General features: G+C 62.6%; 12 protein-coding genes. 9 read left to right on the top strand and 3 right to left on the bottom strand.

Annotated elements, in window-relative coordinates; all coding sequences use genetic code 11:
* Nucleotides 1-18 precede the first annotated feature (18 nt).
* The gene (locus IVB42_RS07440) at nucleotides 19-948 is read right to left on the bottom strand and encodes a response regulator (protein WP_007598081.1); all 930 of its coding nucleotides are present in this window, start codon (nucleotides 946-948) and stop codon (nucleotides 19-21) included.
* Nucleotides 932-4,303, bottom strand: a complete 3,372-nt coding sequence (locus IVB42_RS07435; RefSeq protein WP_018455940.1) for an ATP-binding protein — start codon at nucleotides 4,301-4,303, stop codon at nucleotides 932-934. Before IVB42_RS07435 ends, IVB42_RS07440 begins: the two co-directional genes overlap by 17 nt.
* A 175-nt stretch (nucleotides 4,304-4,478) precedes the next feature.
* On the opposite strand from IVB42_RS07435, the gene urtA reads away from it, so the two are divergent.
* From urtA to IVB42_RS07390, 9 genes are all read left to right on the top strand, one after another.
* Nucleotides 4,479-5,738, top strand: a complete 1,260-nt coding sequence (gene urtA / locus IVB42_RS07430) for an urea ABC transporter substrate-binding protein (RefSeq protein WP_018455941.1) — start codon at nucleotides 4,479-4,481, stop codon at nucleotides 5,736-5,738.
* Nucleotides 5,739-5,886: 148 nt separating this feature from the next.
* Entirely contained in the window at nucleotides 5,887-6,813 is a 927-nt protein-coding gene (gene urtB, locus IVB42_RS07425; RefSeq protein ID WP_018455942.1) for an urea ABC transporter permease subunit UrtB, read from the top strand.
* Nucleotides 6,814-6,830: 17 nt separating this feature from the next.
* Nucleotides 6,831-7,970 (top strand): urea ABC transporter permease subunit UrtC, encoded by a 1,140-nt coding sequence (gene urtC, locus IVB42_RS07420; RefSeq protein WP_018455943.1) that lies wholly within the window; start codon nucleotides 6,831-6,833, stop codon nucleotides 7,968-7,970.
* A 118-nt stretch (nucleotides 7,971-8,088) separates the two neighbouring features.
* Entirely contained in the window at nucleotides 8,089-8,844 is a 756-nt protein-coding gene (gene urtD / locus IVB42_RS07415; RefSeq protein ID WP_018455944.1) for an urea ABC transporter ATP-binding protein UrtD, read from the top strand.
* Nucleotides 8,845-8,855: 11 nt separating this feature from the next.
* Nucleotides 8,856-9,545: an urea ABC transporter ATP-binding subunit UrtE gene (urtE, locus tag IVB42_RS07410; protein ID WP_018455945.1), complete on the top strand. Its 690-nt coding sequence runs from the start codon at nucleotides 8,856-8,858 to the stop codon at nucleotides 9,543-9,545.
* A 27-nt stretch (nucleotides 9,546-9,572) separates the two neighbouring features.
* Nucleotides 9,573-10,802, top strand: a complete 1,230-nt coding sequence (gene fmdA, locus IVB42_RS07405; RefSeq protein ID WP_007598072.1) for a formamidase — start codon at nucleotides 9,573-9,575, stop codon at nucleotides 10,800-10,802.
* Between the two features lie 90 nt (nucleotides 10,803-10,892).
* Entirely contained in the window at nucleotides 10,893-11,267 is a 375-nt protein-coding gene (locus IVB42_RS07400; protein ID WP_018455946.1) for a zinc ribbon domain-containing protein, read from the top strand.
* Between the two features lie 40 nt (nucleotides 11,268-11,307).
* On the top strand, nucleotides 11,308-12,348 hold the full coding sequence (locus IVB42_RS07395; RefSeq protein WP_018455947.1) for an aliphatic amidase: 1,041 nt from the start codon (nucleotides 11,308-11,310) through the stop codon (nucleotides 12,346-12,348).
* Between the two features lie 303 nt (nucleotides 12,349-12,651).
* A complete protein-coding gene (locus IVB42_RS07390; protein ID WP_247469934.1) occupies nucleotides 12,652-15,771 on the top strand; it encodes an autotransporter domain-containing protein in 3,120 nt (1,039 codons plus the stop codon).
* 3 nt (nucleotides 15,772-15,774) lie between these two features.
* On the opposite strand, the gene IVB42_RS07385 is transcribed toward IVB42_RS07390, so the two are convergent.
* The gene (locus IVB42_RS07385) at nucleotides 15,775-16,605 is read right to left on the bottom strand and encodes an MlaD family protein (RefSeq protein WP_018455949.1); all 831 of its coding nucleotides are present in this window, start codon (nucleotides 16,603-16,605) and stop codon (nucleotides 15,775-15,777) included.
* Nucleotides 16,606-16,612: the final 7 nt, after the last annotated feature.

Here is a 16,612-nt window from a genome sequence, read left to right as displayed (position 1 = left end):
AACTCACTCGGAGCAAGACTACGAATTCCTTCTTGTCGCATTCGTTGCAATCGCCGCAGCCGCGGTCCGGTTCTCGACTCCAAGCTTGGAGTAGATCTGCTCGAGATGCTTGTCGACCGTGCGCGGGCTCAAGCCCAAAATCTGCGCGATGTCGCGGTTGGTTTTGCCCTTGCTGAGCCAGGCCAGCACCTCGCCTTCGCGGGTAGTGAGGCCGAGCTCGCTGGTGAACTCGGGTGGCGGCGCGGTGCCGGATTCCCTGGAGAGCCGCAGCAAGAACTCGTTCGGTGCGGTCTCGCCCATGTAGTACAGCCGGAGCTGAGGATTGTCGGGCAAGGAAGCCGCCTGAGACTTCGAGCTGCCCTTGCCCTTCGCCTGCTCCAGCCATTGCAGCAATGATACCGGCAGGACGAAATCGTCGTCGGCCTGCGCGCCGTGGTGGTCCGCCAGCAGCTTCTGCGCCTGCGGGGTCGCCCACAACAATTTGCCCTGGCGGTTGACCGCGAACAGGAATCGGCCGGAGACATCGAGCGCGGCGCGTGCGCTTTGCGTCAGCCGCGCATTGCCGAGATGAACGCGGATCCGCGCCAGCATCTCCTCGATCACGATCGGCTTGGTCACGTAGTCGACGCCGCCGGCCTCCAGCCCGCGCACGATGTGCTCGGTCTCGGCGAGCCCCGTCATGAATATCACCGGGACATTGGCAAGGCCCGCATCGCGCTTGAGGCGGCGGCAGGTCTCGAACCCGTCCATGCCCGGCATCACAGCGTCGAGCAGCACGATGTCAGGCGTGATTTGGTCGACGATACGCATCGCGGCCGCGCCATCGAGCGCCACCATCACCGTCATCCCGGCGCTGTCGAGCGCGTCGGTGAGCAGCCGCAGCGTCTCCGGGGAGTCGTCAACAACGAGCGCGACGTCGCGCTTTTTCGACTCAGTGCTCATACGCATGCAACGTCTTCAATGTGGCCATGTACTGGCCGAGATCGAAGCGGTCGATCAGCGACCGCATTTCCGCGACGAAGTCGGCATGTTCAGGGTGCTCACTGCCGATCTCGTCCAGCTTCAACTGGATAGCCTTGACGTAGCCGATCTGACCGAGCCCGATCAGAGCCTCGATGTGTCGTACAGGCGGCCGCGAGCCGCTCTCCGGCCGCCACAGCGGCACCGCGATCTCCTCCGAGCCGTATTGCCATTCGACCTTGAGAAGCTGGCGGATACTTTCCAAAAGCCTGGGAATATCGATCGGCTTCATCAGGTAGCCGTCGTGGAAAGGCTGTGCCAGCGGTGTGCCGTGCGCCTCGAGCGCGCTGGCAGACACCATCAGGATGCGCGCCTGATGGTGGCCGCTGGCGCGCAGCGTCTCCGCCACCGTCCAGCCGTCCATGCCAGGCATGGAGATATCGAGCAGGAACAGATCAGGCCGGCAGTGCTGGGCTAGCGCCAGGCAGCCAGGCCCGTCGGGCGCGCTGAGCAGGATGAAGCCGAGTGGGGTCAACACCTCGCGCAGGAGGTCGCGATGCACGGGATCGTCGTCGGTGATGAGGATGGTCTTGCGCGCGCCGTGATAGCCCGAGATCGGGGCCTCCACCGGCGCAATGCGCTGCGGATTGGTGACTTCGGATAGCAGCATCTTGACCTTGAACGTGCTGCCGCTGCCGACCGTGCTCAAGACCTTGATGTCGCCGCCCATGACGCCGGCGAGCAACCGGCTGATGGTGAGGCCCAGCCCCGTGCCGGTCTGCGGCTGCGAGACACCGAGCGCGCCACGTTCGAAAGGTGCGAAGATGCGTTCGAGATCGTCGCCCTGGATGCCGGGGCCGGTGTCGATCACCTCGAACTCCGCGACCGGGCTGCGATAGTGCACCACGAACTGCACACTGCCGACCTGGGTGAATTTGATCGCGTTGGACAGCAGATTGATCAGCACCTGGCGCAGCCGCTTCTCGTCGGCATAGACCACGACCGGCAAATGCGCCGGCCGCCTGAACACGAAGTCGATGCTCTTGGCCGCGGCCTGAAGGCGGAACATGCCGACGAGCTGGTCGAGGAATTCGGTCAGGCGCACCTCGTCGCGCGACAGGTACAGCCGCCCCGCCTCGATCTTGGAGATGTCCAGAATGCCGTCGATCAGGCCGGAGAGGTGATCGGCGCTGCGGCGGACGACGCGGACCTGGTCGCGCGGCTTGGTGTTGAGCGTGGTGTCCTGCTCCAGGAGTTGGGCATAGCCGCTGATCGCATTCAGCGGCGAGCGCAGCTCGTGGCTCAGGCCCACCACGTAGCGGCTCTTGGCGAGGTTGGCGGATTCTGCGATTTCCTTGGCGCGCTGGAGCTCGGCATCGGTGCGCTTGTGGGCGTCGATCTCCTGAATCAGCAGCGTGGTCTGGCGTCGGGTCTCGGCCTCGGCGGCCCGTCGGCTCTGCTGCGCCAGCACGAACAGCCAGGCCACCACGCCGATGATGATGCTGAGCGAGAAGAACACCTTCCAGAGCACGTTGGAGACGAGCATGTTCTCGCCAGGCACGCTGACCGAGCTCTGGAGGTAAATCAGCCCCAGCACCAGCGCGACGAGGCCCGCGGAGACCACGAACACACCGATGTAGTGGCCGAACTGCGAGTTGATCCGCTGATAGATCGCCTGCGGCAAGATCCTGGCGAGTGCGTCGGCGAACTGCACCTGCGCGCGCGCATGCGGTTTGCACAAATCGTGGCAGCGCGCATCGAGCGAGCAGCATAGCGAGCAGATCGGGCCGGCATAGGCAGGACAGGAGGTCATGTCCTCCGGCTCGAAATGGTGCTCGCAGATGCAGCACTGGATCGATTCGATGTTGGCCCAACTCCTCTTCGGCTTGCGCGCGATGTAATATTTTCCGTCGGTGAGCCAGGCGATGACGGGCGCGGTGACGAAGGCGACCGTCAGCGCGACGAAGGCCGCGAGCGCTTTCATGGTCGAGCCGAACAGGCCGTAGAATGCCGCGATCGAGACGATGGTCGCGATCGTCATCGCGCCGACGCCGACCGGGTTGATGTCGTAGAGATGGGCGCGCTTGAACTCCATCTGCGGCGGGCGCAGGCCGAGGGGCTTGTTGACCACGAGATCAGAGACCAGCGCACCGACCCAGGCGATCGCGACATTGGAGTAGAGCGCGAGCGTCTGCTCCAGCGCCTTGTAGACGCCGATCTCCATCAGCAGCAAGGCCACCATCACGTTGAACACCAGCCAGACGACCCGGCCCGGATGGCTATGAGTGAGACGCGAGAAGAAGTTCGACCAGGCGATCGAGCCTGCATAGGCGTTGGTGACGTTGATCTTGAGCTGCGACAGGATCACGAACGCGCCGGTGAGTGCCAGAGCCATGTCCGGCTGCGACAACACGTAGCGAAACGCCTCGAGATACATGTGCGCAGGCTCGGCCGCCAGCTCGCTGGAGAGGCCGTGGCTCAGCGCGAAGAAGGCGAGAAACGAGCCCAGCAGCAATTTCAGCGCGCCGAAGATGATCCAGCCGGGCCCCGCGATCAGCAGGGCGGCCCACCACGACGTTCGCGAGGTGCGGCGGTCGCGCGGCAGAAACCTGAGGAAGTCGACCTGCTCGCCGATCTGAGCCACCAGCGAAAACACCACGGAGGATGCTACGCCGAACAGCAGTAGATCGAAATGTCCGCTGGGGTCGCCGTGCTCGCCGGCGAATTTGCGCCATTCCGTGAACGAGTAAGGGTTGGCCCAGGCGATCGCCGCGAAGGGCAGGATGTGCAGGATGATCCAGATCGGCTGCGTCCAGAGCTGGAAGCGGCTGATCAGCGTGATGCCGTAGGTGACAAGCGGGATGATCGCGACCGCGCTGATGAGATAGCCGATCGGGCGCGGAATGCCGAAGCACATCTCGAGCGCCGTGGCCAGGATCACCGCTTCGATCGCGAAGAAGATGAAGGTGAAGGAGGCGTAGATCAGCGACGTGACGGTCGAGCCGATATAACCGAAGCCGGCGCCGCGGGTGAGCAGGTCAATGTCGATGCCGCATTTGGCGGCATAATAGGCAATCGGGACGCCGCAGCAGAAGATGATGATGGAGACGACGAGGATCGCGGCGGTGGCGTTGGTAACCCCGTAATTCAGGGTGATGGTGCCGCCGATCGCCTCAAGCGCGAGAAAGGAGATGGCGCCCAGGGCAGTGTTGGCGACGCGGGCAGCGGACCACCGGCGCGCGCTCTTGGCGGTGAAGCGCAGCGCGTAGTCTTCCAGCGTCTGGTTGGCGACCCATTGGTTGTACTGGCGCCTGACGCGATCTATTCGCTGCCGCCCTGCCACTTCAGCCCCCACTCCTACTCCCGAACGCGCCGGACCCCCTCGCAAAATCCGTACCAAAAGCCTACGTCGTCATTTTGCGGTGCAGTATACGCGATCTTGCGTATGCTTGCAGTGCACAAATTCGAGCCATCCTCACGGCACCAATCGCGTGTCCTCGAACAACAGTGGGGTGCTCATGTCAGACGAAGCGAACAAGGGCCTGTTATCGCCGCTCCGGCGCAAATTATTGATGGGAATGGCGGCCGTGCCGGCCATCACCATGCTACCGCGAGCATCTTTTGCGCAGGCCCCAGCGACCTCGGCAGTCAACACCACGGGTCTCGCGGTCACCGACACCGAGGTGACGGTCGGCATCCTGCATTCGGCGACCGGCACCATGGCCATCTCCGAGACCGGCTCGATCGAAGCCGAAAAGCTTGCCATCGAGCAGATCAATGCCATGGGCGGCGTGCTCGGTCGCAAGATCAAGTTCATCCAGGAAGACGGCGCCAGCGACTGGCCGACCTTTGCCGAGAAGGCCAAGAAGCTGCTGGTCAACGACAAGGTCGCGGCGATCATGGGCTGCTGGACCTCGGCGTCCCGCAAGGCCGTGCTGCCCGTCATGGAGCAGTACAACGGCATGCTCTATTACCCGACCTTCTACGAAGGTCTCGAGCAGTCCAAGAACGTGATCTACACAGGTCAGGAAGCCACTCAGCAGATCCTCGCCGGCCTGAACTGGATCGCCAAGGAGAAGGGCGCCAAGTCGTTCTTCTTCATCGGCTCCGACTACATCTGGCCGCGCACCTCGAACAAGATTGCGCGCAAGCATGTCGAGAACGTGCTGAAGGGCAAGGTGGTCGGCGAAGAGTATTATCCGCTCGGCAATACGCAGTTCAATTCGGTCATCAACAAGATCAAGCTGACCAAGCCCGACGTGATCTTCACCGACGTCGTCGGCGGCTCGAACGTCGCGTTCTACAAGCAGCTCAAGGCGGCCGGCATCGACCTCTCCAAGCAGGCGCTGCTCACGATCTCGGTGACCGAAGACGAGATCGACGGCATTGGCGGCGAGAACATCGCGGGCGCCTATGCCTGCATGAAGTACTTCCAGTCGCTCGACAATCCGAACAACAAGACCTTCGTTCCTGCGTTCAAGAAGATGTGGGGCGAGAAGACCGTGATCGGAGACGTCACCCAGGCTGCCTATCTCGGACCGTGGTTGTGGAAGTTGACGGTGGAGAAGGCGGGCTCCTTCGACATCGACAAGATCGCCGCGGCGTCGCCGGGCATCGAGTTCAAGGGCGCTCCGGAAGGCTATGTGCGCATCCACGAAAATCATCACCTCTGGTCGAAGACCCGGGTGGGACGCGCCAAGCTCGATGGCCAGTTCGAACTGATCTACGAGACCGCCGATCTGGTCGAGCCGGATCCGTTCCCCAAGGGCTACCAGTAAGACGAGATCTATCAGTTAGTCACGGCGTTCGTCGCCGTTTCCCTCTCAGGCAAAACCTCTCCCTGGCGTGGACCGCAAATCCACGCCCAAGACCCCCGCGTCGCGAACCTGCTCGCGACGCGGGACCCTTTCCCGACGGAGGACATCGATGTTCGGCGACTACTCGCTTGGTGACCTTGGCTCCATCTTCGTCATGCAGGGCTTTGCAGGACTGATCCTGTTCTCCGTCTACGTCCTGATGGCGCTGGGTCTTGCGATCATCTTCGGCCAGATGGGCGTCATCAACATGGCCCATGGCGAGTTCATGATCCTTGGGGCCTACGTCACCTGGATGACCTCGAGCTTCTTCCAATCCTATTTGCCGAGCCTGTTCAGCGGCTATTTCTTCCTCGCGATGATCCTGGCCTTTGTCGCATCCGGTGCGTTGGGGATGCTGGTGGAATGGGTGCTGATACGGCATCTCTACAAGCGCCCGCTCGACACGCTGCTCGCGACTTGGGGCCTCAGCCTGATCCTGCAACAGGCCTATCGCTCCGTGTTCGGCGCGCGCGAGGTCGGCGTCGAGCTGCCGCAATGGATGCTCGGCTCGCTGCACGTGACCGACAGCATCGAAGTGCCGATCAACGGCGTCTTCGTGATGTGCCTCACCGTCCTGATCACTGTCGGCGTCGCCTACGTGATGTACAAATCGCGCTGGGGTCGACAGGTGCGCGCCGTCGTGCAGAACCGCATCATGGCCGGTGCCGTCGGCATCAACACCGAAAAGGTGGATCGCTACACTTTCGGCCTCGGCTGCGGCATTGCCGGTGTCGCTGGGAGCGCCTTCACCATGATCGGCTCGACCGGGCCGACCTCCGGACAGCTCTACATCGTCGATACGTTCCTGGTGGTCGTGTTCGGCGGCGCGGCAAGCCTGCTCGGCACCATCGCATCGGCCTTCTCAATCTCGCAGACCCAATCCACCCTCGAGTTCTTCCTGTCGGGCTCGATGGCTAAGGTGCTGACGCTGCTTGCCGTTGTCGGAATCCTGATGCTGCGGCCGCAGGGTCTCTTCGCCCTCAAGGTCCGCAAATAACAAGAAGCAGGCAAGTCATGGTCATCAACTCACGCTTCTTCAATCGATCCGAGCTCATGGGCTTCCTCGTGCTGGCCGCCGTGCTGTTCGTGATCCTGCCGCTCTCGCTGGATGTGTTCCGTCTCAACCTCGTCGCGAAGTATCTGACCTACGCCTTCGTCGCGCTCGGTCTCGTGCTGTGCTGGGGCTACGGCGGCATTCTCAGTCTGGGGCAGGGCGTGTTCTTCGGCCTCGGCGGCTATTGCATGGCGATGTTCCTCAAGCTGGAGGCCTCCAGCGTCGAAAATACCAAAATCCAGTCGACGCCAGGCATCCCGGACTTCATGGACTGGAATCAGATCACGTCACTGCCACTGTTCTGGCAGCCGTTTCACAGTCTCGCCTTCACCATCCTCGCCATCATCTTGGTCCCCGGCATCTTCGCGCTGATCATCGGCACTGCGATGTTCAAGCGGCGCGTGGGCGGCACCTACTTTGCCATCATCACCCAGGCGGTGGCGGCCATCCTCACCATCCTGATCGTGGGCCAGCAGGGCTACACCGGCGGCATCAACGGCATGACCGACCTGCGCACCCTCAAGGGATGGGACATCCGGCCCGACCACGCCAAGGTCATCTTGTACTTCGTCGAAGTGGTGCTGCTGTTCGCCTGCATCGGCATCGCGCAGTTCATCCGCCTGACCAAGCTCGGCCGCATCCTGGTGGCTATGCGCGAACAGGAGGACCGCGTCCGCTTCTCCGGCTACAGCGTCGCCAACTTCAAGATCTTTGCGTTCTGTATGGCCGCGGTTTTCGCCGCGATCGGCGGGGCCATGTTCGCGCTCAATGTCGGTTTCATGTCGCCGTCCTTTGTCGGCATCGTGCCGTCGATCGAGATGGTGATCTACACCGCGGTCGGCGGACGGATGTCGATCTTTGGCGCGATATGGGGGGCCATTCTGGTGAACTTCGCCAAGACCAGCCTGTCGGAATCCTTTCCGCAACTCTGGCTGTTTGGTCTCGGCGCGCTGTTCATCGCGGTCGTGCTCGCTTTCCCGAACGGCCTGTCGGGGCTCTGGGCCGACTATGTGCAGCCGCGCGTCGACCGCCTTTTCGCCTCGCGCAAGAAGCCGGGCTGGAGCGACAATTCGGTTGCCGACGGCGCACCAGCAGAGTGAGGAGACCATCATGCTCGTCGGTCATCACGATGCCGATGCCATGCTGGCAGTGAGGAGATAGGTCATGCTCGTCGGTCATCGCGATGCCGATGCCACGCTGGCAGTGAGGAGATAGATCATGCTCGTCGGTCATCAGCCCAAGGAATTCCTGCTCGCGGTCTCCGGGCTGACGGTTTCCTTCGACGGCTTCAAGGCCGTCAACGATCTCTCGTTTTACGTCGAGGAGAACGAGATCCGCGTCATCATCGGCCCCAATGGGGCCGGCAAGACCACGGTGCTTGACCTGATCTGCGGCAAGACCAAGGCGACCGAAGGCTCGATCCAGTTTCGCGGGACCGAGCTGACCAAGCTGAAGGAGAACGAGATCGTCAAGGCCGGCGTCGGCCGCAAGTTCCAGACGCCGTCGGTGTTCGAAGACCTCACCGTGTTCGAGAATCTCGAGATCTCGTTTCCGCGCGGCCGCACCGTATTCGGCTCACTCACGTTCCAGCGTGACCAGCTGGTGAGGTCACGCGTCGGAGAGGTTGCCGAGATGATCTTCCTCAAGGACAAGCTCAACACCTATGCCTCCGAGCTCAGTCATGGCCAGAAGCAATGGCTCGAGATCGGCATGCTGCTGATTCAGGATCCTGACCTGCTCATGCTGGACGAGCCCGTCGCCGGCATGAGCGTGTCCGAACGCACCAAGACCGCCGAGCTGCTCAACCGCATCATCAAAAACCGCTCGGTGCTCGTGATCGAGCACGACATGAAGTTCGTCGAGGACATCGCGCACAAGGTCACCGTGCTTCACCAGGGCCAGATCCTCTCGGAAGGCACCATGGAAAAGGTGAAGAACGATCCCAAGGTCGTCGAAGTTTATCTCGGTCACTAAGGAGCGCGACGATGCTGGCTATTTCTGATCTTCACGTCGCCTACGGCCAGAGCGAGGTGCTGCACGGGCTCAACGTCAAAGTCGCGCCCAACGAGATCGTGGCGATCATGGGTCGCAACGGCATGGGCAAGACCACGCTGATGAAATCGCTGATGGGGATCCTGCCGGCCAAGAGTGGCTCGGTGACCATGGACGGCGCCGAGCTCGGCAGCCTGCCGAGCTACGAGCGGGTGGCCAAGGGGCTCGCCTATGTGCCGCAAGGCCGCATGATCTTTTCTACCATGACGGTGAAGGAGAACATCGAGACCGGCCTCGTGGTCTCCGGCGGAACCGAAGTGCCCGGTGACATCTACGAACTGTTTCCGGTGCTGCTGGAGATGAAGGACCGCCGTGGCGGCAATCTCTCCGGCGGCCAGCAGCAACAACTCGCGATCGCTCGTGCGCTGGCGACCAAGCCAAAAGTGCTGCTGCTCGACGAGCCGACCGAAGGTATCCAGCCGTCGATCATCAAGGAGATGGCGCGCACGCTCAAGCACATCCGCGACGAGAAGGGGCTTTCAATCGTCGTGTCCGAGCAGGTCCTGAGCTTCGCGCTCGATATCGCCGACCGTGTGCTGGTGATCGAGAACGGCGAGATCGTCCGTGATGATCCGCGCGGCGCCGTCGATGCCGCACAGGTCTCGAAATATCTGTCCGTCTAACCAACCGTGTAAAAGGGGAGCCTCTCGATGCCAGAGACACTGATCAAGGTCGATCTCACCAAGTCGGCCTATGAAAATGACATGGTGCATAACCGCTGGCACCCCGACATTCCGATCGTGGCCTGGGTCAATCCCGGCGACGACTTCATCATCGAGACTTATGACTGGACCGGCGGTTTCATCAAGAACAACGATTCCGCCGACGACGTGCGCGACATCGATCTGTCGATCGTGCACTTCCTCTCCGGCCCGATCGGCGTCAAGGGCGCCGAGCCCGGTGACCTCCTCGTCGTCGACCTGCTCGACGTTGGCCCGATGAAGGAGAGCATGTGGGGCTTCAACGGCTTCTTCTCCAAGCAGAACGGCGGCGGATTTCTTACGGATCATTTCCCGCTGGCGCAGAAGTCGATCTGGGACATCAAGGGTCTCTACACCTCGTCGCGGCATATTCCGGGCGTCAACTTCGCCGGCCTGATCCATCCCGGCCTGATCGGCTGTCTCCCCGATCCGAAGATGCTGGACACCTGGAACAAGCGCGAGGCCGAGCTGATCGCAACCAATCCGACCCGTGTGCCCGGCCTCGCCAATCCGCCGTTCGCGCCGACCGCTCATGGCGGCCGCGCCAAGGGCGAGGTCAAGGACAAGATCGGAGCCGAAGGCGCGCGCACCGTGCCGCCGCGGGAGCATGGCGGCAATTGCGACATCAAGGACCTTTCGCGCGGCTCGAAGATCTACTTCCCGGTCTACGTGCCCGGCGCCGGTCTCTCGATGGGCGATCTCCACTTCAGTCAGGGCGACGGCGAGATCACCTTCTGCGGTGCGATCGAGATGGCCGGCTGGCTGCATCTGAAGGTCGAGGTGATCAAGGACGGCATGGCGAAGTACGGCGTCAAGAATCCGATCTTCAAGCCGTCGCCGATCACACCGAACTACAAGGACTATCTGATCTTCGAAGGCATCTCGGTCGACGAGGCCGGCAAGCAGCACTATCTCGACGTCACCATCGCCTACCGCCAGGCCTGCCTGAATGCGATCGAATATCTGAAGAAGTTCGGCTACTCCGGCGCCCAGGCCTATTCGATCCTTGGTACGGCACCGGTTCAGGGGCACATCTCCGGCGTCGTCGACGTGCCCAATGCCTGTGCCACATTATGGCTGCCGACGGAAATCTTCGACTTCGACGTGATGCCGTCCTCGGCAGGTCCGATCAAGCACATCAAGGGCGATATCCAGATGCCGATATCGCCGGACAAGTAATCCCTGCGCGACCGGATGCGAGACGGCGTATCTGCCGCCCCGCATCCGCCGCGACAGTTCTCTCACAGACAACAGCGTAGGGATGATGCGATGCCGGTCTATGAATATCTCTGTGACGATTGCGGTCCGTTCAAGGATATGCGCCCGATGGCCGAATGCGACGATCCGCAAGCCTGTCCGCAATGTGAAATCATGGCGCCCCGCGTGATTCTGACCGCCCCGAACTTCTTCTGCATGCCGTCGGAGACGCGCAAGGCTCACGCCGCCAACGAGCGCAGCACGCACGCGCCGCAGACGCTGGCGCAATACAAGGCCTCGCATGGCCCCGGTTGCGGCTGCTGCTCCACGGGCAAGAATTCGTCAAAGAACGCGCCGGATAAGAACAAGCCGGCGCGGCTGGTGACCAAGACCAGGAGCGGTGCCAAGGGTTTTCCCACCGCGCGGCCCTGGATGATCAGTCACTGATTCACGCGGCAATCTCAAACAGAGTAGAGGAGCAATTCAAATGCTTCACGGTGACATCTCCAGCAGCAACGACACCGTCGGCGTCGCGGTGGTCAACTATAAGATGCCGCGCCTGCACACCAAGGCCGAGGTGCTCGACAGCGCCCGCAAGATCGCCGACATGGTGGTGGGCATGAAGACCGGCCTTCCCGGCATGGACCTGGTGATTTTCCCGGAATACTCCACCCAGGGCATCATGTACGACTCCAAGGAGATGTATGAGACCGCTTGCGCGGTGCCCGGTGAAGAGACCGCGATTTTTGCGGAGGCCTGCCGCAAGGCCAAGGTGTGGGGCGTGTTCTCGCTCACCGGCGAGCGCCACGAGGAGCATCCGCACAAGGCGCCCTACAACACCCTGATCCTGATGAACGACAAGGGTGACATCGTGCAGAAGTACCGCAAGATCATGCCGTGGGTGCCGATCGAGGGCTGGTATCCCGGCAATTGCACCTATGTCTCCGACGGCCCGAAAGGGATGAAGGTCAGCCTGATCATCTGCGACGACGGCAACTTCCCGGAGATCTGGCGCGACTGCGCCATGAAGGGGGCCGAGCTGATCGTGCGCTGCCAGGGCTACATGTATCCGGCCAAGGAGCAGCAGATCCTGATTTCAAAAGCGATGGCATGGGCCAACAATGTCTATGTCGCGGTCGCCAACGCTGCCGGCTTCGACGGCGTCTATTCTTACTTCGGTCACTCCGCGATCATCGGTTTCGACGGCCGCACCCTCGGCGAGTGCGGCGAGGAGGACTACGGCATCCAATATGCCCAGCTGTCGAAGCATCTGATCCGCGATGCGCGCCGCAACGGCCAGTCGCAGAACCATCTCTACAAGCTGGTCCACCGCGGCTACACCGGCATGATCAATTCCGGCGAAAGCCCGCGCGGCCTCGCCGTCTGCCCCTATGATTTCTACAAGAACTGGATCGCCGATCCCGAAGGCACCCGGGACATGGTCGAGGCGATGACGCGCGCGACGCCCGGTACCGCCGAATGCCCGATCGACGGCATCCCGAATGAAGCGGCGCCCACCAATTACTAAGCCGTTGCCCAAATCAGTGTGTGTGAAGGCGTGCCGCTCGCTCCCGTTGGGACGCGGCGCCGCCCCAGATGATCAGTCATTGATGTGAACGACGGTCAATACTGCGACCGAACCGCACACGCAAACGTCGTGGATCGACCAGGCTGCGCCGGAAAAGCGTGCCTCTGGTGCAACATGGTCCGCTGAATCAGTCCGGTTTTGCTGTCCCCCAGCGATTCCGCCGATTCCGTAGTTCCACGGAGGGGCCCGGCGGCCTAGTTTGCCGGCGGCGCCGCTGGGGAGCGCTGGACTGAGGGCATCAAAGTGGAATTTGGGCCGCCGAAGGCTGGTCGGATTGGGCTGCGCCTTGCCGCGGTCGCTTCGTCTGTCGTGGCGGTCGTTCTCAGCCTCGGCCTATCGGCGACACCTGCGCAGGCGGACTGCGCGCCCGACCCGGCGGCAAGCGGGCAGACCGTCACCTGTAGCGGCACCGATGCCGACGGCTTTGCGGCAAGCGGCGGCGTCACCAATCTGACCGTAAATGTGCTGACTGGCGCCAGCGTCAACGATAACGGCACGGCGGCGATCAACGTCAATGACAGCAACGTCATCACTAACAACGGCACGGTGGCGGCGGGCTCGGGCCTCACCGGCATCAATGGCGGCAATTCGAACACCGTGACCAACAACGGCGCCATCACGGTGCTTGATAACGGCCTCGGTATCTCCGCGCTCGATCACAACATCATCATCAATGCCGGGACCGTCACCACCGGCGACCACGGCAGCGCGATCTCGGTAGGAAACAACAATAGCGTTAGCAACAGCGGTGCGCTGTCCATCGGCGCGTCGGGCGCGGGCATCTTCGCGGTCCAGAGCAACACGATCACCAACGCCGCGACGGGCACGATCACCGGACTCGATGATTCAATCGGGATTTTCGCTTCGTTCGGTGGCACGACCGTGACCAATGCAGGCGCGATCAAGGTCGGCGATTCCTCCGGCTTCTCCGGCGGCATCGTTGCGACCATGGATAACAACACGGTCACCAACACCGCCACCGGCACGATTTCGGTCGGGCAGGGTGCCGCTGGCATCTTTATGCAGGGTAGTTTTCAAATCGTCAGCAATTTCGGCGCAATCACGGCCGGCGACTTTGGTGCCGGCATCGCCTTGTTCGGTGATGACGCCAAGGTCACCAATAGTGGCTCGATCAAGTCGGGCGATGGCACGTCCGCCGGCATTGCGGTGCAGGGCAATCGGGTCGCGATCAACCAAAACGGGACGATCAGCGTGGGTCTGGGCGGTGCGGGCATCGCGTTTACGGGCCTGTCCTCCACGATCAGCAACAATGGACGGATCACAGGGGCCGATTTCGCCGAGGGCATCGTAGCTCTCGGTGATTCCAACACCATCATCAACAGAGGTACGATCACGGTCGGCGATTCCGGCTTCGGCATCGACGTGAGCTCGTTCACAACGACAAACCACGTTGTCAATACCGGAACCATCACCGTCGGTGCTGGCGGCGTCGGCATCAGCGTGAGCGGCGGGGCCAACGTCTTCAACTCCGGGACCATCAACGCTGCGGCCGGAATCGCTGCAATCGAGTTTTGTGTCTGCGGCCCCAACACGCTGACGCTAGGACCCGGCAGCATCATCAACGGCCTGGTGCTCGGCACTGGCGTCGACACGTTCCAGCTCGGAGGCATCGGCAAGGATACGTTCAACCTCGACCTGATCGGTCCCCTTCTTCAGTATGACGGCTTCTCGACCTTCAACAAGGTCGACAATTCGACCTGGACGGTGACCGGCACGGGTAATCAGGACTGGAACGTGCTGGGCGGCACGCTCACGCTGGCCGGCACCATCAATGGCAATGTGAGTGTCGCGGCCGGCGGCACGTTCGGTGGCGTCGGCACGGTCGGAAGCTCCATCTCCGTCAACGGCGGTACGCTAGCACCGGGCAGTCCCACCGGGACGCTCAACGTGTCCGGTGATCTCTCGTTTACGTCGGCGTCGCACTACATGGTGCAGGTCTCGGGCACCAGCAACGGCGTCGCGGTCGTCACGGGAACGGCGACGCTCGCCGGCGCCACGGTCGTCGTCGTACCGACCGGCTCGATCGCGAAGCACTACACGATCCTGAACGCGGGCACGCTGCCCGACAGCTTCAATCCGGTCGTCGCGGGTTTGTCATCGAACCTGCATGCGACCCTGAGCTACGACCCCAACAACGTCTTCCTGGATCTCGCGCTGGGCTATGGCGGCGGCCTCAATATCAACCAGCAGAATGTCGCCAACATTCTGACGCACTACTTCGACAACACCGGCAGCCTTCCCGTGGTGCTGGCGAATCTCTCGCCGACGGGACTGACGCAAGCCTCCGGCGAATCAGGGACGGGATCGCAGCAGACGACGTTCAATGCGATGAACCAATTTATCGGCTTGTTGACCGACGTCTTCAGCGCGGGACGCGGCGGCGCACCGGGCGCGACGCCCTATGCCGACGAGACGAACGCGACTGCCTATGCCGCGACCCGCAAGAACGCGAACGAAGCCCTTGCTTCGATCTACCGCAAGGCACCGCCGCTGACATTCGAGCAGCGCTGGGACGTCTGGGCCGCCGGCTATGGCGGCTCGCAGGCCACTGACGGCAATGCGGCGCTTGGCTCGAACAACGCCACCAGCAGCGTGTACGGCACGGCGGTTGGTCTGGATTATCGCTTCTCGCCGTCGACGATCGTAGGTTTTGCGCTCGCCGGCGGCGGCACCGGCTTCAATGTCACCGGGCTCGGCTGGGGCCGCTCGGATTTGTTCCAGGCCGGCGCCTTCGTGCGTCACAACGCAGGACCGGCCTATGTCACGGCCGCGCTGGCCTATGGCTGGCAGGACGTCACGACCAATCGCATCGTCACCGCCGCCGGCGTGGATCAATTGCGTGCGCAGTTCAACGCCAACGCGCTCTCGGGCCGTGTCGAGGGCGGCTATCGCTATGCCTGGCAGTGGATCGGCCTCACCCCCTATGCGGCGCTCCAGGCCACCGTGTTCAGCCTTCCGAGCTATTCGGAGTTCGCTGTGGTCGGCAGCAACGTCTTCGCGCTGAATTATGCCGCCAAGGACGTGACCAGCACCCGCACCGAACTCGGCCTGCGCGCGGACAAGTCCTTTGCCGCAGCCGGCGGCCTGATAACCTTGCGCGGCCGCGTCGCCTGGGCGCATGACTACAATCCGGATCGCACCATCGGTGCGGTCTTCCAAACGTTGCCGGGATCGGCGTTCGTGGTGAACGGCGCCGCCCAAGCACACGATTCCGCGCTGACCACAGCGGCGGTGCAGATGAGCTGGATGAACGGCTGGTCTGCGTCGGCGACTTTCGAGGGCGAGTTCTCGAACGTCACCCGCTCTTACGCCGGCAAGGGCGTCGTCCGCTACGCGTGGTAGGCGCTACCGTTTCTGCTGCGCCGGCTTCCGGGGCGGTCGCGGAGCGGCGGCCGGCGTGGGTGTCCCGCTCATCTTGTTGGCGGCTTCGCTGACGTCGAGCAGCGAGCGACGGATGTCATCGAGGAAGTTCGCCGATTTCTTTTTCATGGTGTCGGCGAGTTCGTGCAATCCCTGGATCTTTTCGAACAGCTCATCCGCCTTGCCGTCGGCAAAGCCGGGCACCACGCCTTCGATCTTTGTGACCGCCTTGTCGAAGCCCGCGAAGGCGCTGTCGACCCTGGCCATGACGGAATCGATTTCGCCGCCCTTGCTCCGGAGATCGGCGGTGTAGTTCTCGAACGTGCGCAGGCCTTCCTTGATCGCCGGGGCGTTGCTGACGATCGTACGGTCGACGCTATGCAGGGTGTCGACGATCGATTCGGCATCGCTGAGATCGGCGGTCAGCACGGGGACGCCGTCCGAGTCCAGCGGCACTGGCGGCGCCGAGGGCGCGCCGCCGATCAGCGAGACCGCGGCGACGCCGGTGAGGCCCTGGAACTCGATGCCCGCGACGGTGTCCTTGCGTATCGGCGCGGTATTGTCGAGCATCACCAGGGCCACGACCTTGCGCGGATTGTCCAGCTTGATCGACAGGATTTGGCCGGCGGGGACGCCATCGAAATTGACCGGTCCGCCGCGGCGCAATCCGCTGGCGGAGCCCCCCTCGAATACCACGCGCAACTGGCTGCGGCTCTGGAGGGTGCGCCATTTCTGCACGCCGAGCACGCCGCCGAACGCCACGGCGATCACCGCCAGCGTCGCCGTTCCGATCACCAGATTGCTCGCGCGTGCCATGCGGGAT

Origin of the sequence: Bradyrhizobium sp. 45 (genome assembly GCF_023073155.1) — a bacterium.
Lineage (GTDB): Bacteria > Pseudomonadota > Alphaproteobacteria > Rhizobiales > Xanthobacteraceae > Bradyrhizobium > Bradyrhizobium canariense_D.
The sequence above is the reverse complement of the archived record's forward strand: the minus strand, read 5'-3'. Positions and strand labels throughout refer to the sequence as shown.